General features: G+C 57.3%; 12 protein-coding genes. 9 read left to right on the top strand and 3 right to left on the bottom strand.

Going from position 1 to position 18,744, the window contains the following annotated elements:
* Positions 1 to 69: 69 nt before the first annotated feature.
* The gene (yhgN, locus tag ACTJJA_RS21495; RefSeq protein ID WP_003861574.1) at positions 70 to 663 is read right to left on the bottom strand and encodes an NAAT family transporter YhgN; all 594 of its coding nucleotides are present in this window, start codon (positions 661 to 663) and stop codon (positions 70 to 72) included.
* A gap of 177 nt (positions 664 to 840) precedes the next feature.
* Here yhgN and asd point away from each other — a divergent pair, with 177 nt between their 5' ends.
* From asd to glgP, 6 genes are all read left to right on the top strand, one after another.
* Positions 841 to 1,944: an aspartate-semialdehyde dehydrogenase gene (asd, locus tag ACTJJA_RS21490; protein WP_033146834.1), complete on the top strand. Its 1,104-nt coding sequence runs from the start codon at positions 841 to 843 to the stop codon at positions 1,942 to 1,944.
* A gap of 249 nt (positions 1,945 to 2,193) precedes the next feature.
* The gene (glgB, locus tag ACTJJA_RS21485; protein ID WP_440669171.1) at positions 2,194 to 4,380 is read left to right on the top strand and encodes a 1,4-alpha-glucan branching enzyme; all 2,187 of its coding nucleotides are present in this window, start codon (positions 2,194 to 2,196) and stop codon (positions 4,378 to 4,380) included.
* Entirely contained in the window at positions 4,377 to 6,350 is a 1,974-nt protein-coding gene (gene glgX, locus ACTJJA_RS21480; protein WP_411776744.1) for a glycogen debranching protein GlgX, read from the top strand. Before glgB ends, glgX begins: the two co-directional genes overlap by 4 nt.
* A gap of 17 nt (positions 6,351 to 6,367) precedes the next feature.
* Positions 6,368 to 7,663 (top strand): glucose-1-phosphate adenylyltransferase, encoded by a 1,296-nt coding sequence (gene glgC, locus ACTJJA_RS21475; protein ID WP_042718928.1) that lies wholly within the window; start codon positions 6,368 to 6,370, stop codon positions 7,661 to 7,663.
* Positions 7,663 to 9,096, top strand: a complete 1,434-nt coding sequence (glgA, locus tag ACTJJA_RS21470; protein WP_440669170.1) for a glycogen synthase GlgA — start codon at positions 7,663 to 7,665, stop codon at positions 9,094 to 9,096. Before glgC ends, glgA begins: the two co-directional genes overlap by 1 nt.
* A gap of 18 nt (positions 9,097 to 9,114) precedes the next feature.
* Positions 9,115 to 11,562 (top strand): glycogen phosphorylase, encoded by a 2,448-nt coding sequence (gene glgP / locus ACTJJA_RS21465; protein WP_089598547.1) that lies wholly within the window; start codon positions 9,115 to 9,117, stop codon positions 11,560 to 11,562.
* A gap of 85 nt (positions 11,563 to 11,647) precedes the next feature.
* On the opposite strand, the gene glpD is transcribed toward glgP, so the two are convergent.
* Positions 11,648 to 13,156 (bottom strand): glycerol-3-phosphate dehydrogenase, encoded by a 1,509-nt coding sequence (glpD, locus tag ACTJJA_RS21460; RefSeq protein ID WP_440669169.1) that lies wholly within the window; start codon positions 13,154 to 13,156, stop codon positions 11,648 to 11,650.
* A 302-nt stretch (positions 13,157 to 13,458) separates the two neighbouring features.
* Between glpD and glpE the strand changes: the two genes are divergently transcribed.
* Genes glpE through ACTJJA_RS21445 form a run of 3 tightly spaced genes read left to right on the top strand, consistent with a single transcriptional unit; the run spans position 13,459 to position 15,444 of the window.
* Entirely contained in the window at positions 13,459 to 13,791 is a 333-nt protein-coding gene (glpE, locus tag ACTJJA_RS21455; protein ID WP_006177908.1) for a thiosulfate sulfurtransferase GlpE, read from the top strand.
* Positions 13,792 to 13,838: 47 nt separating this feature from the next.
* The gene (gene glpG, locus ACTJJA_RS21450) at positions 13,839 to 14,669 is read left to right on the top strand and encodes a rhomboid family intramembrane serine protease GlpG (RefSeq protein WP_440669168.1); all 831 of its coding nucleotides are present in this window, start codon (positions 13,839 to 13,841) and stop codon (positions 14,667 to 14,669) included.
* 16 nt (positions 14,670 to 14,685) lie between these two features.
* Entirely contained in the window at positions 14,686 to 15,444 is a 759-nt protein-coding gene (locus ACTJJA_RS21445; protein ID WP_008503060.1) for a DeoR/GlpR family transcriptional regulator, read from the top strand.
* 62 nt (positions 15,445 to 15,506) lie between these two features.
* On the opposite strand, the gene malT is transcribed toward ACTJJA_RS21445, so the two are convergent.
* Positions 15,507 to 18,212 (bottom strand): HTH-type transcriptional regulator MalT, encoded by a 2,706-nt coding sequence (malT, locus tag ACTJJA_RS21440; RefSeq protein WP_089598550.1) that lies wholly within the window; start codon positions 18,210 to 18,212, stop codon positions 15,507 to 15,509.
* Between the last annotated feature and the right edge of the window lie 532 nt (positions 18,213 to 18,744).

Below are 18,744 nucleotides of genomic sequence, written 5' to 3'. Positions count from 1 at the left end.
AACCCTCTCCCACGGGGAGAGGGGGCAAACACTAAAAACGGCAATCGAAGATTGCCGTTTTGCTTTTACCTACCCCTTCATCCATGCCCGGATCCCATCCAGGAACATCTGCGTCGCCATCATCACCAGAATCAGACCCATCAGGCGCTCCAGGGCGTTCACCCCTTTCTCCCCCAGCAGGCGCAGGAACAGCGACGACTGCAGCAGGATGATAAACGTCCCGCCCCAGGCAATCAGCAGGGCAATCACCAGGTGGCTCATCTGATTCGGGTACTGGTGCGACAACAGCATCAACGTCGCCAGAATCGTTGGCCCGGCAACCAGCGGGATCGCCAGCGGCACGATGAACGGCTCCTCACCCGCTGGCAAGCCGCTGCTGCTGCCTTCCGCGCTCGGGAAAATCATCTTAATGGCAATCAGGAACAGAATAATCCCGCCGGAAATGGAGACCGTTTCGGCGCGCAGGTTCAGGAACGCGAGAATTTTTTCCCCGGCAAACAGGAAGATAAACATCACCAGCAGGGCGATGAGCAGCTCGCGGATCATGATCGCCCGACGGCGCTTCGGCTCGGTGTGCTTTAACACCGACATGAAAATCGGCAGGTTCCCCAGTGGATCCATTATCAGGATCAATAAAACCGCCGCGGAAATGATTTCACTCATGTAAATTATCCCTGAAACTCTTTATGGTTATTATGATAATTAGCTGTATTTCTGATTGCCGGGCAATCATCGATTAATTTCGCTTGCGACTTTGGCAGCATTTTGTAATGTGAAGCATATCCCAGTTCAATACTGGCTTGCACAATCAGCACACACCCTCAGCAGGAAAAAAATGCTATGAAAAACGTTGGTTTTATCGGCTGGCGCGGTATGGTCGGCTCTGTACTCATGCAACGCATGGTTGAAGAGCGCGATTTCGACGCTATCCGCCCGGTCTTCTTCTCCACTTCCCAGCTCGGCCAGGCTGCTCCGTCCTTTGGTGGTACCACAGGCACGTTGCAGGATGCTTACGATCTGGAAGCGCTGAAGGCACTCGACATTATTGTGACGTGCCAGGGCGGCGATTATACCAACGAAATCTATCCAAAGCTGCGTGAAAGCGGCTGGCAGGGTTACTGGATTGACGCGGCCTCTTCGCTGCGCATGAAGGACGATGCCATCATCATTCTCGACCCGGTTAACCAGGGCGTGATCACCGACGGCCTGAACAACGGTGTGAAAACCTTTGTTGGCGGTAACTGTACCGTCAGCCTGATGCTGATGTCCCTCGGCGGCCTGTTCGCGCAGGATCTGGTGGAGTGGGTCTCCGTGGCGACCTACCAGGCCGCGTCCGGCGGCGGCGCGCGTCACATGCGCGAGCTGCTGACCCAGATGGGCCAGCTGCACCAGAGCGTCGCGACCGAGCTGGCAAACCCGGCGTCCGCGATTCTTGATATCGAGCGTAAGGTCACTCAGCTGACCCGCAGCGGCGAGCTGCCGGTGGACAACTTCGGCGTACCGTTGGCCGGTGGCCTGATCCCATGGATCGACAAACAGCTGGATAACGGCCAGACCCGTGAAGAGTGGAAGGGCCAGGCTGAGACCAACAAAATCCTCGCGACCGCGAACACCATTCCGGTTGACGGTCTGTGCGTGCGTATCGGCGCGCTGCGCTGCCACAGCCAGGCTTTCACCATTAAACTGAAAAAAGATGTGTCTATTCCGACCGTGGAAGAGCTGCTGGCCGCACACAACCCATGGGCGAAAGTGGTGCCAAACGATCGCGATATCACCATGCGTGAACTGACCCCGGCAGCCGTGACCGGCACGCTGACCACGCCGGTTGGCCGTCTGCGCAAGCTGAACATGGGGCCGGAGTACCTCTCCGCGTTCACCGTCGGCGACCAGCTCCTGTGGGGCGCCGCCGAACCGCTGCGCCGCATGCTGCGCCAGCTGGCGTAATAATTTGTTAAATACCGGGGGTGATTTTCACCCCCTTTTTTTGCGTACTACATGGAGTAACACGCGGATGTCTTATTTTTTATCAGGAGTCATTTAGAGCGTTGGCTATGCTTTAAGGAAGAGTCATTTCTTACCTGAGGTTCGAACGGAGCAGAAAGGATGCACATATTTGTGCTGTCCCGTTCAGGTCACATTAAAAGTCGTCCCGGAGCGCGTAAAAAGGACGACATAAAAAACAGGATGAATACCATGTCCGATCGTGTGGATAGAGACGTGATTAATGCGCTTATTGCGGGTCATTTTGCTGACCCCTTTTCTGTGCTTGGGATGCACCGAACGGAGGCTGGACTGGAAGTTCGGGCGCTGTTGCCGGATGCCACAGAAGTTTGGGTGATTGAACCCAAAACCGGCCGCAAGGTCGGCAATCTGGAATGCCTCGATTCTCGTGGCTTCTTCTCGGGCGTGATGCCCCGTCGTAAAAACCCTTTTCGCTATCAGCTTGCCGTCATCTGGCACGGCCAGCAGAACCTGATTGACGACCCTTACAGCTTCGGCCCGCTCCTGAAAGAGATGGACGCCTGGCTGTTGTCCGAAGGGACTCACCTGCGGCCCTATGAAACGCTGGGCGCGCATGCCGATACCATGGATGGGATCACCGGCACGCGTTTTTCCGTGTGGGCACCGAATGCCCGGCGGGTTTCCGTTGTCGGGCAGTTCAACTACTGGGACGGTCGTCGTCATCCGATGCGCCTGCGCCGTGAAACCGGCATCTGGGAGCTGTTTATCCCCGGCGCGCAAAACGGCCAGCTCTATAAGTTCGAGATGATCGATGCCAACGGCAAGCTGCGCATTAAAGCTGACCCGTATGCCTTTGAAGCGCAGATGCGCCCGGATACCGCGTCGCTGATTTGTGGGCTGCCGGAGAAGGTCGTCCAGACGGAAGAACGCAAGCAGGCCAACCGCTTCGACGCGCCAATCTCCGTCTATGAGGTGCATCTCGGCTCCTGGCGTCGCCACACCGATAATAACTTCTGGCTCAGCTATCGTGAATTGGCCGATCAGCTGGTGCCGTACGCCAAATGGATGGGCTTTACTCACCTTGAGCTGCTGCCGGTTAATGAACACCCGTTCGACGGAAGCTGGGGCTACCAGCCTACCGGGCTGTATGCGCCAACGCGCCGCTTCGGCACGCGCGATGATTTCCGCTATTTCATCAATGCCGCGCATGCCGCCGGGCTGAACGTGATCCTCGACTGGGTGCCCGGCCACTTCCCGTCTGATGATTTCAGTTTGTCGGAATTTGACGGCACGAAGCTGTACGAGCACAGCGACCCGCGCGAAGGCTATCACCAGGACTGGAACACGCTGATCTATAACTACGGTCGCCGTGAAGTGACAAACTTCCTGGTGGGCAACGCGCTGTACTGGATCGAGCGTTTCGGTATTGATGCCCTGCGCGTCGATGCGGTGGCGTCGATGATCTACCGCGACTACAGCCGTAAAGAGGGGGAGTGGATCCCGAACGAGTTTGGCGGCCGTGAAAATCTGGAAGCCATTGAGTTCCTGCGCAACACCAACCGCATTCTCGGCGAGCAGGTGGAAGGCGCGGTGACGATGGCGGAAGAGTCCACCGACTTCCCCGGCGTCTCTCGCCCTCCGTCAATGGGCGGCCTGGGCTTTTGGTACAAGTGGAACCTGGGCTGGATGCACGACACGCTCGACTACATGAAGCTCGACCCGGTTCACCGTCAGTATCACCACGACAAGCTCACCTTCGGGCTGCTCTACAACTACACCGAAAACTTCATGCTGCCGCTGTCGCATGATGAAGTGGTGCACGGCAAAAAATCCATACTCGACCGCATGCCGGGCGACGCGTGGCAGAAGTTTGCCAACCTGCGCGCTTACTACGGCTGGATGTTCGCTTTCCCGGGCAAGAAACTGCTGTTTATGGGCAATGAATTCGCGCAGGGCCGCGAGTGGAACCACGACTCCAGCCTCGACTGGCACCTGCTGGAAGGCGGTGACAACTGGCACCACGGCGTACAGCGTCTGGTGCGTGACCTGAACCTGACCTATCGCCACCACAAAGCGCTGCACGAGCTGGATTTTGACCCGTACGGCTTCGAGTGGCTGGTGGTGGACGATCGTGAACGTTCGGTATTTGTCTTTGTGCGTCGCGATAAAGCAGGCAATGAAATTATCGTTGCCAGCAACTTCACGCCGGTGCCGCGCGAACATTACCGCTTCGGCATTAACCAGGCGGGGAAATGGCGCGAAATACTGAACACCGATTCCATGCATTATCACGGCAGCAACGCGGGTAACGGCGGTCTGGTGCAGAGCGATGCACTCGAAAGCCACGGGCGACCTCATTCCCTGAGCCTGACGCTGCCGCCGCTTAGCACCATCTGGCTGGTGCGGGAGGGGGAATGACGCAGCTTACGGCAGGTAATCCCGAACCGCTCGGGGCGCGCTTTGACGGGAAGGGGGTGAACTTCACGCTCTTTTCTGCGCACGCGGAGCGGGTTGAACTCTGTGTGTTTGACGGGGAAGGTAACGAGCACCGTTACGATTTACCGTCCCGCACGGGAGATATCTGGCACGGTTACCTGTCCGGCGGGCGTCCGGGAATGCACTACGGTTTTCGCGTTCACGGCGCATGGGAGCCTTCACAGGGACACTGGTTTAACCCGGCGAAGCTGTTGATTGACCCGTGTGCGCACCGTGTGGACGGCGAGTTTAAAGACGACCCAATATTCCACGTCGGCTACGGTGAACCCGACCACCGCGACAGTGCGCCGCTCGCGCCAAAAAGCGTGGTGGTGAACGACCTCTACGACTGGGAAGACGATGCCCCGCCGCGCACGCCGTGGGGCAATACCGTCATTTACGAAGCGCATGTGAAAGGGCTGACGTATCTGCACCCGTCGATTCCCAAAGAGATGCGCGGGACCTATAAAGCGCTCGGGCATCCGACGCTGGTTGCCTACCTGAAGCACTTAGGGATCACCGCGCTGGAGCTGCTGCCCGTGGCGCATTTCGCCAGCGAGCCGCGGTTACAGCGCCTTGGGCTGAGCAACTACTGGGGTTACAACCCGCTGGCGATGTTCGCCCTTGAACCCCGCTATGCCGCCCATCCTGAAAAAGCCCGGGACGAGTTCCGCGATGCGGTGAAGGCACTCCACGCGGCGGGCATTGAGGTCATTCTGGACGTGGTGCTCAACCACAGCGCCGAAAGCGATCTCGATGGCCCGACGCTCTCGCAGCGCGGAATTGATAACCGTAGCTATTATTGGATCAGGGAAGATGGTGATTACGCCAACTGGACCGGCTGCGGTAACACGCTCAATCTCAGCCATCCGGCGGTGACGCATTATGCGTATGAGTGCCTGAAATATTGGGTGGAAACCTTCCATGTCGACGGTTTTCGTTTCGACCTGGCCCCCGTCATGGGGCGCACGCCGGCGTTCAGCCAGCAGGCACCGCTGTTTGAGGCAATCAAAAATTGCCCGGTGTTGTCGCAGGTGAAGCTGATTGCCGAGCCGTGGGACATCGGTGAGGGCGGCTACCAGGTGGGAAATTTCCCGCCGCTGTTTGCCGAGTGGAACGATCACTACCGCGATGCCATCCGCCGCTTCTGGCTGGCGCGCGATCTGTCGTTGGGGGAATTCGCAGGACGGTTTGCCGGTTCCAGCGATCTCTTTAAGCGCGACGGTAAACGTCCGTCGGCCACCATCAACCTGGTAACGGCGCACGACGGTTTCACGCTTCGCGACTGCGTTTGTTTCAATCAGAAACACAATGAGGCAAACGGTGAGGAGAATCGCGATGGGACTAACAATAACCATAGCTTTAACCATGGTATAGAAGGGTTAGGCGGAAGTCTGGACGTGATCGAGCGGCGACGCGCCAGCGTTCACGCGCTGCTCACGACGCTTTTGCTGTCGCAGGGCACGCCGATGCTGCTGGCGGGCGACGAGCACGGCCACAGCCAGCACGGCAACAACAACGCCTATTGTCAGGATAACACCTTAACCTGGCTCGACTGGGGAGAAGCAAACAGCGGGTTGACCCATTTCACCGCGGCGCTGATCCACCTTCGCCAGCAAATCCCGGCGCTTACCGCCGACAGCTGGTGGGAAGAGGGCGACGGCAACGTTCGCTGGCTGAATAAAGACGCGCAACCGCTGAGCGCGCAAGAGTGGCAACACGGCATAACCTGTCTGCAAATCCTGCTCTCGGATACGTGGCTGGTCACGCTGAACGCGACGGATGACGTCGCAGAGATTGTTTTACCTGACGGGGAGTGGCGAGCCGTTCCCCCCTTTGCCGGAGCGGATAATCCGGTTGTTATGGCTGTCTGGCACGGGCCTGCGCACGGAGTGTGCGTATTCCAAAGATGATAAAAAAGGAGTTAGTCATGGTTAGATTAGAGAAGAACGATCCGTTAATGTTGGCGCGCCAGCTACCATTAAAAACTGTTGCCCTGATACTCGCTGGCGGGCGTGGAACCCGTCTGAAAGATTTGACCATCAAGCGCGCCAAACCGGCCGTTCACTTTGGTGGTAAGTTCCGCATTATCGACTTTGCGCTCTCCAACTGCCTGAACTCTGGCATTCGCCGCATTGGCGTCATTACTCAGTATCAGTCGCACACGCTGGTGCAGCATATCCAGCGCGGCTGGTCATTCTTCAGCGAAGAGATGAACGAGTTTGTCGATCTGCTCCCGGCGCAGCAGCGCGTTCACGGGGAAAACTGGTATCGCGGCACGGCGGATGCGGTGACCCAGAACCTCGACATTATTCGCCGCTACAGCGCGGAATATATTGTCATCCTCGCGGGTGACCACATCTACAAGCAAGACTACTCGCACATGCTCATCGACCACGTCGAAAAAGGCGCGCGCTGCACCGTGGCGTGTCTGCCGGTGCCCGTTGCTGAGGCGACGGCGTTTGGTGTGATGCACGTGGATGCCGACGACAAGATTATCGACTTTGTTGAAAAACCGGCGAACCCGCCGACCATGCCGGGAGATGACACCAAATCGCTCGCCAGCATGGGGATCTATATCTTTGATGCAGAATACCTTTATGAGCTGCTGGAAGAAGACGACAAAGACGAAAACTCCAGCCACGACTTCGGTAAAGACATCATCCCGAAAATCACCAAAGCTGGCATGGCGTATGCACATCCTTTCCCGCTGTCCTGCGTGCAGTCAGACCCGAATGCGGAACCTTACTGGCGCGACGTCGGTACGCTGGAAGCCTACTGGAAAGCGAACCTCGACCTGGCGTCCGTTACGCCTGAACTGGATATGTACGACCAGAACTGGCCGATTCGCACCCACATGGAATCGCTGCCGCCCGCGAAGTTCGTGCAGGACCGCTCCGGCAGCCACGGCATGACGCTGAACTCGCTGGTTTCCGGCGGGTGCATTATCTCCGGCTCCGTGGTGGTGCAGTCCGTGCTGTTCCCCCGCGTGCGTGTGAATTCATTCTGTAATATCGACTCGGCAGTCCTGCTGCCGGATGTCTGGGTAGGGCGCTCGTGTCGTCTTCGCCGTTGCGTGATCGACCGTGCCTGCGTCATCCCTGAAGGGATGGTGATTGGTGAAAACGCGGAAGAAGATGCGCGTCGCTTCTACCGTTCTGAAGAGGGGATCGTGTTAGTCACACGGGAAATGTTGCGGAAGCTGCAAATCAAACAGGAGCGATGATGCAGGTTTTACACGTATGTTCTGAGATGTTCCCGTTGCTGAAGACGGGCGGGCTGGCGGACGTTCTTGGCGCATTACCGGCGGCGCAAATCGCCGGTGGGGTGGATACCCGAGTCCTGTTGCCCGCCTTCCCGGATATCCGGCGTGGTATTCCTGATGCAAAGGTCGTTACCCGCCGTGAAACCTTCGCCGGACGCATCACCCTGCTGTTTGGACATTACAATGGCGTAGGGATTTACCTGATCGACGCGCCTCACCTGTATGACCGACCGGGCAGTCCGTATCACGATACGAACCTGTTCGCCTATACCGACAACGTGCTGCGCTTTGCGCTGCTCGGCTGGGTGGGGGCGGAGATGGCCGTCGGGCTGGATCCGTTCTGGCGACCGGATGTTGTACACGCGCATGACTGGCATGCTGGCCTGGCGCCTGCGTATCTGGCGGCGAAAGGTCATCCGGCCAAATCGGTCTTTACGGTGCACAACCTGGCGTATCAGGGCATGTACTATGCCCATCATATGAATGACATCGATCTGCCATGGTCGTTCTATAACATGCACGGTCTGGAGTTTAACGGGCAGATCTCGTTCCTGAAGGCGGGGCTGTACTACGCCGATCACATCACGGCGGTGAGTCCAACCTACGCGCGTGAAATCACCCAATCCGAGTTTGGCTACGGTCTGGAAGGGCTGTTACAACAGCGCCACCGTGAAGGCCGTCTGTCGGGCATTCTGAACGGCGTGGATGAAAAGATCTGGAGTCCGGATACCGATCTCCTTTTGGCTGCGCGCTATGGCCGCGATTCGGTGGAAGACAAAGCCGAAAACAAACGCCAGCTGCAAATTGCGATGGGGCTGAAGGTGAACGACAAAGTGCCGCTGTTCGCCGTGGTCAGCCGCCTGACCAGCCAGAAAGGGCTGGATTTGGTGCTCGAAGCGCTGCCGGGACTCCTGGAGCAGGGCGGCCAGCTGGCGCTTCTCGGCGCGGGCGATCCGGTGCTGCAGGAAGGTTTTCTTGCCGCCGCCGCAGAACATCCGGGGCAGGTTGGTGTGCAGATTGGTTATCACGAAGCATTTTCACACCGCATTATGGGTGGGGCAGACGTCATTCTGGTGCCAAGCCGCTTTGAACCCTGCGGCCTGACGCAGCTCTACGGCCTGAAATACGGCACGCTGCCGCTGGTACGCCGCACGGGCGGGCTGGCGGATACGGTGTCCGACAGCTCTCTGGAAAACCTGGCGGACGGTATCGCCAGCGGCTTTGTTTTTGAGGACAGTAATGCCTGGTCGCTGCTTCGCGCGATTCGGCGTGCGTTCGTCTTGTGGTCCCGTCCATCGCTGTGGCGTTACGTACAACGTCAGGCGATGTCCATGGACTTTAGCTGGCACGTTGCGGCGCAGTCCTACCGCGACCTTTATCAACGCTTGATGTAACGAGGCGAAGTTACTGATATGAACGCTCCATTTAGCTACTCTTCACCCACGCTCAGCGTTGAGGCGTTAAAGCACTCCATCGCCTACAAGCTGATGTTCACCATCGGGAAAGATCCGGTTATCGCCAACAAACACGAGTGGCTGAACGCCACCCTGTTTGCAGTGCGTGACCGTTTAGTCGAACGCTGGCTGCGCTCCAACCGCGCCCAGCTCTCGCAGGAAACGCGTCAGGTTTACTACCTGTCGATGGAATTTTTGATTGGCCGCACCCTCTCCAACGCGCTGCTGTCGCTCGGTATTTATGACGACGTCAAAACCGCGCTGGAAGAGATGGGGCTGGATTTAGAAGAGCTGATCGACGAAGAGAACGACCCCGGCCTCGGAAACGGTGGTCTGGGACGTCTTGCCGCCTGCTTCCTTGACTCGCTGGCGACGCTGGCGCTGCCGGGCCGCGGGTACGGCATCCGCTACGACTACGGCATGTTCAAGCAGAACATCGTTGATGGCCGCCAGAAAGAGTCCCCGGATTACTGGCTGGAATACGGCAACCCGTGGGAGTTCAAGCGTCACAACACGCGCTATAAAGTGCGCTTTGGCGGGCGTATTCAGCAGGAAGGCAAAAAATCCCGCTGGGTCGAAACCGAAGAGATCCTCGCCGTAGCCTATGACCAGATCATCCCCGGCTACGACACCGACGCCACCAACACGCTGCGCCTGTGGAATGCCCAGGCCAGTAGCGAGATCAACCTCGGTAAATTTAACCAGGGCGACTACTTTGCGGCAGTGGAAGATAAAAACCACTCCGAGAACGTGTCCCGCGTACTGTATCCGGACGATTCAACCTACTCGGGCCGCGAGCTGCGCCTGCGTCAGGAGTATTTCCTCGTCTCCTCAACGATTCAGGACATCCTCAGCCGTCATCACCAGCTGCACAAAACCTACGCCAATCTGGCGGAGAAAACGGCGATTCACCTCAACGACACGCATCCGGTGCTCTCCATTCCTGAACTCATGCGCCTGCTGATCGACGAACATAAGTTCAGCTGGGATGACGCCTTTGAAGTGACCTGTCAGGTGTTCTCGTACACCAACCACACGCTGATGAGCGAAGCGCTGGAAACCTGGCCGGTGGATATGCTCGGCAAAATTCTGCCGCGCCACCTGCAGATTATCTTTGAAATTAACGACTACTTCCTCAAGACCCTGCAGGAACAGTACCCGAACGATACCGGCCTGCTGAGCCGTGCGTCGATCATCGATGAATCCAATGGTCGCCGCGTGCGCATGGCCTGGCTGGCGGTGGTGATCAGCCACAAGGTCAACGGGGTATCCGAGCTGCACTCGAACCTGATGGTGCAGTCGCTGTTTGCGGATTTTGCGAAGATCTTCCCGACGCGTTTCTGCAACGTGACCAATGGCGTCACGCCGCGCCGCTGGCTGGCGCTGGCGAACCCGCCGCTGTCTGACGTGCTGGACGAGAATATCGGCCGCACCTGGCGCACCGATTTGAGCCAGCTGAGCGAACTGGAACAGCACATTGATTTCCCGACGGTGAATAAAGCCGTGCGTGAAGCCAAGCTCCTCAACAAAAAGCGTCTGGCGGTCTGGCTGGCGATGCATCTGAACGTAGTGGCGAACCCGAAAGCGCTGTTCGACGTGCAGATCAAGCGTATTCACGAGTACAAACGCCAGCTGATGAACGTGCTGCATGTGATCACGCACTACAACCGTATCAAGGCCGACCCTACGGCTGACTGGGTGCCACGCGTGAAGATCTTTGCCGGTAAGGCGGCTTCCGCCTATTACATGGCGAAGCACATCATTCACCTGATTAACGACGTGGCGAAGGTGGTGAATACCGATCCGGACATCGGCGACAAGCTGAAGGTGGTATTCATCCCTAACTACAGCGTGAGCCTGGCGCAGCTGATCATCCCGGCGGCGGATCTCTCAGAGCAGATTTCCACAGCGGGGACGGAAGCGTCCGGCACCAGTAACATGAAGTTTGCCCTGAACGGCGCGCTGACCATCGGCACGCTGGACGGCGCGAACGTTGAGATGCTGGAGCATGTGGGGGAGGAGAATATCTTTATTTTCGGTAATACCACGGAGGAGGTGGAGGAACTGCGCAGGCAGGGCTACAAACCGCGTGAGTATTATGAAGAGGATGAAGAGCTACGTCAGGTGCTGACCCAAATCGCGACCGGGTTGTTTAATCCTGAAGAGCCTGGACGCTACCGGGACCTGGTGGATTCGCTGATTAACTTTGGCGATCACTACCAGGTGCTGGCGGATTATCGTAGCTACGTTGATTGTCAGGACCGGGTGGACGAGCTGTATCGTCAGCAGGAGAAGTGGACCATCACCGCGATGCACAACATCGCCAATATGGGGTATTTCTCGTCTGACAGGACCATCAAGGAGTATGCCGAGACGATCTGGCATATTGATCCGGTGCGGTTATAAAAACAAAGCCCGGTGGCGCTGCGCTTACCGGGCCTACGGGATAGAGTAGGCCGGGTAAGGCGGAGCCGCCACCCGGCTTTTTACATCAGGACGCGAGTGACAACTCACGCTTTCCCGCATGCTGCTGCAGCCACTGCGCCACGCGAGACTGCTGCTCGGCGTTGAGCCACATCCCCTCTTTGGTACGACGCCAGATGGCATCATCCAGGCGGCGAACCCACTCGTGCTCCACCAGGTAACGCAGCTCGGCTTCATACAGCTCGTGACCGAAATGCTCGCCAAGATCGGCTAGCGCTTTCGCGTCGCCCAGGAAAAGCTCGGTGTTGCTGCCGTAGGTGCGGGCATAGTGGCGCGCCATGCCTTCGGTGATGAACGGGAAACGACGGCGCAGCTTCGCGGCATAATCATCGCGGTTATCGCCGATATCACCGCCAGGCAGAACCGCGCCTTTGGTCCATGCCGGGCCAATGCCTTTATAGTACGGTGCCAGTTTTTCCAGCGCGTGCTCGGCCAGCTTGCGATAGGTGGTCAACTTGCCGCCAAACACCGACAGCAGCGGCGCCTGGCCGTCTACGTCGTGAATATCGAGCGTATAGTCGCGGGTGATGGCCTGCGGTGAGTCAGACTCGTCATCGCACAGCGGACGCACGCCGGAGTAGGTCCAGACCACGTCATCGCGCGCCAGCTGCTTCTTAAAGTGCGCGTTATACACTTTCAGCAGGTAGTTCACTTCGCTCTCGTCGATCTCGACGTTTTTCGGATCGCCTTTGTACTCCACGTCGGTGGTGCCGATGATCGAGAACTCGTCCATCCACGGGATGACAAACACGATGCGTTTATCTTCGTTTTGCAGAATGTAGGCCTGCTTCTGGGTATGGACGCGCGGCACCACAATGTGGCTGCCTTTGATCAGGCGGATGCCGTACGGAGAAGGCAGGTGCATGCCGTCATCGAAGAACTGCTTCACCCACGGGCCGGTGGCGTTCACCAGACCGCGCGCTTTCCAGCTGAACTTCTCGCCGGTATCCACGTCTTCCGCTTCCACAATCCACAGACCGTTTTCACGACGCGCGGCGGTGGCGCGGGTACGGGTTTTCACCTTGCCGCCTTTTTTCTCTACCATCTGCGCATTCGCCAGCACCAGACGCGCATCGTCCACCCAGCAGTCGGAATATTCGAAACCGCGCACGATTTCAGGCTTAAGGACCGATTCTGAGCCAAAACGCAAACCGTTCGAACCCGGCAGGCTGGTGCGCTTACCCAGATTATCGTACATAAACAGACCAATTCGGATCATCCACGCCGGACGCAGATGCGGGCGATGGGGCAGGCGGAAGCGCATCGGAATAGCCAGATGCGGGGCCATCTTCAGCAGCACTTCGCGTTCGGCCAGTGCTTCACTGACCAGGCGGAATTCGTAGTGTTCCAGGTAGCGCAGGCCACCGTGGATCAGTTTGGAGCTGGCGGACGAGGTCGCGCAGGCGAGATCGTTAGCTTCCAGCATCAGCACGGATAAACCGCGTCCTGCGGCATCGACCGCAATACCGGCACCGTTGATGCCACCGCCTATCACAATCAGATCTTTGGTTTCCATAACACCCTCACGCACTTTCGTTAAAGCTCAGAAATGTTCGATATCGCTCATAATAGCAAAGGAACGCGCTTTTGGTAACATCAAAAAAACAATTTAGAGTGATATGGATAACATAATGGCGTTTACCCGCCGCCAGGACGTACACTACGGGGTAACATAGTGCGGTCTGATGCCCTTTCCCCTCACCCTAACCCTCTCCCCGGAGGGGCGAGGGAATGGTTTGCTCCCTCTCCCTTATAGGGAGAGGGCTGGGGTGAGGGTCAGCAAGCCGCATAAAATCTGAATAATCGAAAGAGAACACCATGGATCAGTTTGAATGTATTAACGTAGAAGAAGCCCACCAGAAGATGCACCAGGGAAAAGCGGTGCTGGTGGACATCCGCGATCCGCAAAGCTTTGCGATGGGCCACACGCCGGGCGCGTTCCATCTCACCAACGACACGCTGGGCGCGTTTATGCGCGATAACGACTTCGAGACGCCGGTAATGGTCATGTGCTACCACGGCAACAGCAGCAAAGGCGCGGCGCAGTATCTGCTTCAGCAGGGTTACGACGCGGTGTACAGCGTCGACGGCGGCTTCGATGCCTGGCATCGTCATTTCCCTGCAGAAGTGGAATACGCTTTTGAGCGCTGATCCCGCTATACTGTCCCCTTTTGTGTGGAAATAAGCGACCGTCGCCCATGTTGATGATTACCTCCTTTACCAACCCGCGCGTCGCCCAGGCGTTTGTCGACTATATGGCGACGCAGGGCGTTATCCTGACCATTCAGCAACATAATCAGACCGACGTTTGGCTGGCCGACGAGAGCCAGGCCGCGCGTGTAAATGAAGAACTGGCGCGTTTCCTTGAGAACCCTGGCGATCCGCGCTATCTGGCGGCAAGCTGGCAATCCGGCCACACCGGCAGCGGGTTGCACTACAGTCGTTTTCCCTTCCTTGCCACCATCCGCGAACGCGCAGGGCCGTTTACGCTGCTGCTGATGGCGGCCTGCATTATCGTCTTCATCATTATGAACGTGGCGGGCGACCAGAGCGTGATTATTGCCCTGGCGTGGCCGTACGATCCGTCGCTGCAGTTTGACGTCTGGCGCTACTTTACCCACGCGCTGATGCACTTCTCGGTGATGCACATCCTCTTTAATCTGCTGTGGTGGTGGTATCTCGGCGGTATCGTGGAGAAGCGGCTCGGCAGCGGCAAGCTGATCGTTATCACCATTATTAGCGCCCTGCTGAGCGGCTATGTGCAGCATAAATTCAGTGGCCCGTGGTTTGGCGGATTGTCGGGCGTGGTGTACGCCCTGATGGGCTATGTCTGGCTCAGAGGCGAACGCGACCCTGAAAGCGGCATCTATCTGCAACGCGGTTTGATAACCTTTGCGTTAATATGGCTAATTGCCGGATGGTTTGATCTGTTTGGTATGTCTATCGCCAACGGTGCGCACGTCACCGGGCTGGCCGTGGGGCTGGCGATGGCCTTCGCCGACACGCTCCATGCGCGAAAACGAACATAATTCTCAGGGATAATTGATGAAACAAACACAACGTCATGACGCCATTATCGAACTGGTTAAAAAACAGGGATACGTCAGCACCGAAGAGCTGGTGGAGCAGTTTGCCGTCAGTCCACAAACCATCCGTCGTGACCTGAACGATCTGGCCGATCAGAACCGCATTCTGCGCCACCACGGCGGGGCGGCGCTGCCGTCCAGCTCGGTCAATACCTCCTGGCATGACCGTAAAGCCACGCAGACGGCAGAGAAAGAGCGGATTGCCCGCAAGGTCGCCAGCCAGATCCCAAACGGGGCGACGCTGTTTATTGATATCGGCACCACGCCGGAAGCGGTGGCCCATGCGCTGCTGGATCACGAGAACCTGCGCGTGGTGACGAACAACCTGAACGTGGCCAATACCCTGATGCAGAAAGACGATTTCCGCATCATCCTCGCGGGCGGCGAACTGCGCAGCCGCGACGGCGGGATTATTGGCGAAGCGACGCTCGATTTTATCTCCCAGTTCCGCCTCGACTTCGGCATTCTGGGGATCAGCGGCATCGACAGCGACGGCTCGCTGCTGGAGTTTGATTATCACGAGGTGCGCACCAAGCGCGCGATTATTGAAAACTCACGCCACGTGATGCTGGTGGTAGACCATTCCAAGTTTGGCCGTAACGCGATGGTGAACATGGGCAGCATCAGCATGGTGGATGCGGTTTATACCGACGTGATGCCGCCAGCGGGCGTGATGCAGGTGATTAAAGATAATAATTTGCAGTTAGAGTTGTGTTGAAAAGCCTTTCTCCCTCTCCCTGTGGGAGAGGGGCGGGGTGAGGGCATCAGGCCGCACAAAACCTACACGCCGTACCCCATCATCTTCAACAATTGCTGCGCATGCTGCACCGCATCCTGTCGATGCGCCACACCCAGCTTCTGATACAAATTGCGGATATGCGTTTTGATGGTGGTCGCCGCCACCGCCAGCTCGCCGGCAATCTGCTCGTTGCTGTAGCCGGAATAAATCAGCCCGAGAACCTGCCATTCACGCTGAGTGAGCGGGCTGGTGCGGATAAGTTCCGGGACTTCCGGGTGGTTCAGCAGACGTTCTACAAAGTTCTCATCGAAATGCGCGAACTTATGGCGATGGTGCTGGTTAATCTCGCGCAGAATACGCTGAGCGCGATGCTGATCCAGTTCCGGCAGCGTATTGAGCTGAATAAGCTGGCGCAGCTGCTGCGCCATGACTTCGCCTTCAATGACAAAGTGGCTGACAAACCCGGTGCGGTTAGCCAGCTGTAGCGCTTCCAGCAGCACGCGCTGGGCGTCATTTTTACGCCCGGCCTGCCAGTAGAGCTGGTTCAGCAGCAGCAGGTTGCGGTTCAGGTCGCTCATCAGCCGCAGGCTGCGCGCGTTTTCGTTTAACTCCTCCAGCACGATCTCCGCCGGTTCAAACTCACCCAGCAGGATCTGCGCGCGGGCAATGTTCCGCCACTGACTCTGCAGGAAGTGGTTGTTGGCAAATTCCGGTTTCGGCGTTTGACGCAGCCAGTTGGCGGCGGACTTTTTATCGCCAATCATCTGCCAGTAAATTACCCGAACCTTATCGGCGTTTGACACCCAGTCGCTGTGATACTGACCGTTGCCGAGTAGGTTCTCCAGGCGGTTAAGGTGGTTGCGGGCATTATCCAGATCCCCACGCGCCAGCGAACACTGGACCAGTAGCGCCAGACACTGTAGCTGCTGCTGCGGCTGGAAGCTGGAGAGTACGTCTACACCCTGACGGGCGCAGCTTTCGGCCTCGTCCAGACGTGACCATGCCCACAGCAGCTGAGCGCGAATACGCAACAGGAACTCATGCATCGGCAGCTGTTCCAGATGCTGTTCACGAATCAGCTGGAACGCTTTTTCCTGATTTTCCCAGGCGGCCTGCAGGAACCCCTGCGCAAATAAAATCTCGCTCTGTTGGATCAGGCTCCACAGCGCGTAGTGCCAGACATCGTGCCGACGTGCCATCTGCTCGGTTTGCTGCATCAGTGAAAGCGAACGGGTGAGGTCGCCTTTGCAGTGCAGCACTTCGCCATGCACCGAGGTCGCAACGATGCGGCTGTAGAAGTTAGCCAGCGGCAGTTCATCCAGCGCGACCATCGCCAGCCGTTCAGCTTCGTCCGGGTCGCCGTCGTTAATGGCTACCTGAGCGCGCAGGGCGTTGAACTCGCCGTGCAGGGTGGCATCCATTTCGCTTTCCATCTCCTGCTCGGCACGCGCCAGCAGGGTGTTAACTTCGCTGTAGCGATGTTGGCTCTGCATCAGCCAGGCCTGAAGCAGCACCAGACGCGGGTTCTCCAGCAGGCTTTCCCACGGCAGCGCTTTTAACGACTCTTCAAGCAGCGTCAGCTCGCTGTGGTTGAACAGGCCCCATGCATGGTTCAGGAGGATATCGCGGAGCATGCTGGCATCACCGGCGGCCAGCGCGTGGTGGATGGCCTCGCTCGGGAAGCCTTGTGCCATCCAGCTTTCGGCAGCGGCGCGGTGGATCTCCGGGAGTTCAACCGCCAGTTCCCATTGGCAGCGCTGGCGCAGGAAGCTGCCAAACAGCGGGTGATAGCTAAACCACTCGCCGGGGTCGTCCATGCGCGTCAGAAACAGCCCCTGACGTTCAATCTCTTCAAGCTGTAGCTGGCCGTTCTCACAGCCGGTGACGCGCACAATCAGCGCATCGTTCATGGAACGCAGCAGGGAGCTTTTCAGCAGGAAATTACGGGTGGAGGGATCGACGCTGTCCAGCACCTCATCCACCAGATAATCAGAAAGGTGGCTGGCGTTGATGCCCGCCAGACGTCGCGCAGACTGATGCGCCGGACTGTTGTTTTGCCGGGCAGAGAGCGCGATCAGCTGCAGCGCCGTGGCCCAGCCCGCGACATCATCGCACAGGCGGCTGCTTTCGGCGGCCTCAATCGGTGAGGTCAGGCGGCAGTCAAAGAACTGTTTCGCTTCCTGGTGGGTGAAGGCCAGCTGCTGGCTGCCCACTTCAAGAAGCTGATCGCGCACGCGCAGGTTGGCAATACCCAGCTGCGGCAGGTTACGCGATAAGACAACTAAGGTCAGGTTTTCCGGCTGATGGCGCAGGAAGAAGCGCATCGACTCGTGGATCACCGGGTTTGTGATCAGATGATAGTCATCAATCACCACATAAAGCGGGCGATGCCATTCGGCCAGTTCGATAAACAGCTGTGAGAAAAGGGAAGACAGGCTGGCGTACTGGCGCTTTTGCACCATCACCTCACTGGCGACGCAGTGTCCGTTGGTGGCCTGTTGAATGGCGGCAATCAAATAGCTGGCAAAACGCTCCTGCTGGTTATCGCCCTCATCAAGGGAGTACCAGCCGAGATCGCTCTTACCTGCGGCCCATTGCGAAATGAGCGTTGTTTTTCCATAGCCTGCAGGGCTCGTAACCAGCGCCAGTCGGAAATTATGCGCGCCGGAAAGTTTAGCCAACAGACGCTCGCGGACCACGGTATGGTCAAGGCGAACCGGGCGACTTAATTTTGACGGAATCAACATAGGTTTCACTTCACTGTGGGGAACGAGAGATTTTATTTTTTTTGCGCTTCGTAATTAATGGATATAAGTTCGGCCAATAAGTTAACTATTGCAAGTTATGTCTGGATTTGGTGGCTGTGAATTTGCACTCTGTCACAAAACATTCAGGCAGATGATGGAACTTTCTGGAAAGGTCTTTGACGCCCCGTCAATGCTGGCTTGTATGGTTGTGTTGCGGCTGCGCTGAAACTGGTTTCAGAAAGGGATAGTGACGTTAAATTTAATATACTGCTGGTAAAGTTAAGGGAAATTAATAATCGCCTTAGTTATTACCCGATTGCAGAAATATTATTGTACGTAAGTAATCATTTCCGCGTGGAATGATTTCTTACGAAACTGCATTTCATTTTTTTGACACTCTTCCAGGATATCTTTTCTCCCGCCGTGCACACTTACAGAGTGGCCTCGATCACACTTTTATGCTCATCCCCGCTACTCCTCCCTGTCTAATCCCCCACAGGAGGAGGAAGAGGCGGAATGAGCCAGGCACACT

This window comes from Enterobacter sp. 22452 (assembly GCF_052045065.1).
Taxonomy (GTDB): Bacteria; Pseudomonadota; Gammaproteobacteria; order Enterobacterales; family Enterobacteriaceae; genus Enterobacter; species Enterobacter mori.
Note: the sequence above shows the minus strand (reverse complement) of the source record. Positions and strands in the feature narration are given on the sequence as shown.

Excerpts from the sequence above, each read along its gene's own strand:
- glpD (WP_440669169.1), bottom strand. The coding sequence starts at position 13,156 with ATGGAAACCAAAGATCTGATTGTGATAGGCGGTGGCATCAACGGTGCC.
- ACTJJA_RS21445 (WP_008503060.1), top strand. The coding sequence starts at position 14,686 with ATGAAACAAACACAACGTCATGACGCCATTATCGAACTGGTTAAAAAA.
- yhgN (WP_003861574.1), bottom strand. The coding sequence starts at position 663 with ATGAGTGAAATCATTTCCGCGGCGGTTTTATTGATCCTGATAATGGAT.
- asd (WP_033146834.1), top strand. The coding sequence starts at position 841 with ATGAAAAACGTTGGTTTTATCGGCTGGCGCGGTATGGTCGGCTCTGTA.
- malT (WP_089598550.1), bottom strand. The coding sequence starts at position 18,212 with ATGTTGATTCCGTCAAAATTAAGTCGCCCGGTTCGCCTTGACCATACC.
- glgA (WP_440669170.1), top strand. The coding sequence starts at position 7,663 with ATGCAGGTTTTACACGTATGTTCTGAGATGTTCCCGTTGCTGAAGACG.
- glgX (WP_411776744.1), top strand. The coding sequence starts at position 4,377 with ATGACGCAGCTTACGGCAGGTAATCCCGAACCGCTCGGGGCGCGCTTT.
- glpE (WP_006177908.1), top strand. The coding sequence starts at position 13,459 with ATGGATCAGTTTGAATGTATTAACGTAGAAGAAGCCCACCAGAAGATG.
- glgB (WP_440669171.1), top strand. The coding sequence starts at position 2,194 with ATGTCCGATCGTGTGGATAGAGACGTGATTAATGCGCTTATTGCGGGT.
- glgC (WP_042718928.1), top strand. The coding sequence starts at position 6,368 with ATGGTTAGATTAGAGAAGAACGATCCGTTAATGTTGGCGCGCCAGCTA.
- glpG (WP_440669168.1), top strand. The coding sequence starts at position 13,839 with ATGTTGATGATTACCTCCTTTACCAACCCGCGCGTCGCCCAGGCGTTT.
- glgP (WP_089598547.1), top strand. The coding sequence starts at position 9,115 with ATGAACGCTCCATTTAGCTACTCTTCACCCACGCTCAGCGTTGAGGCG.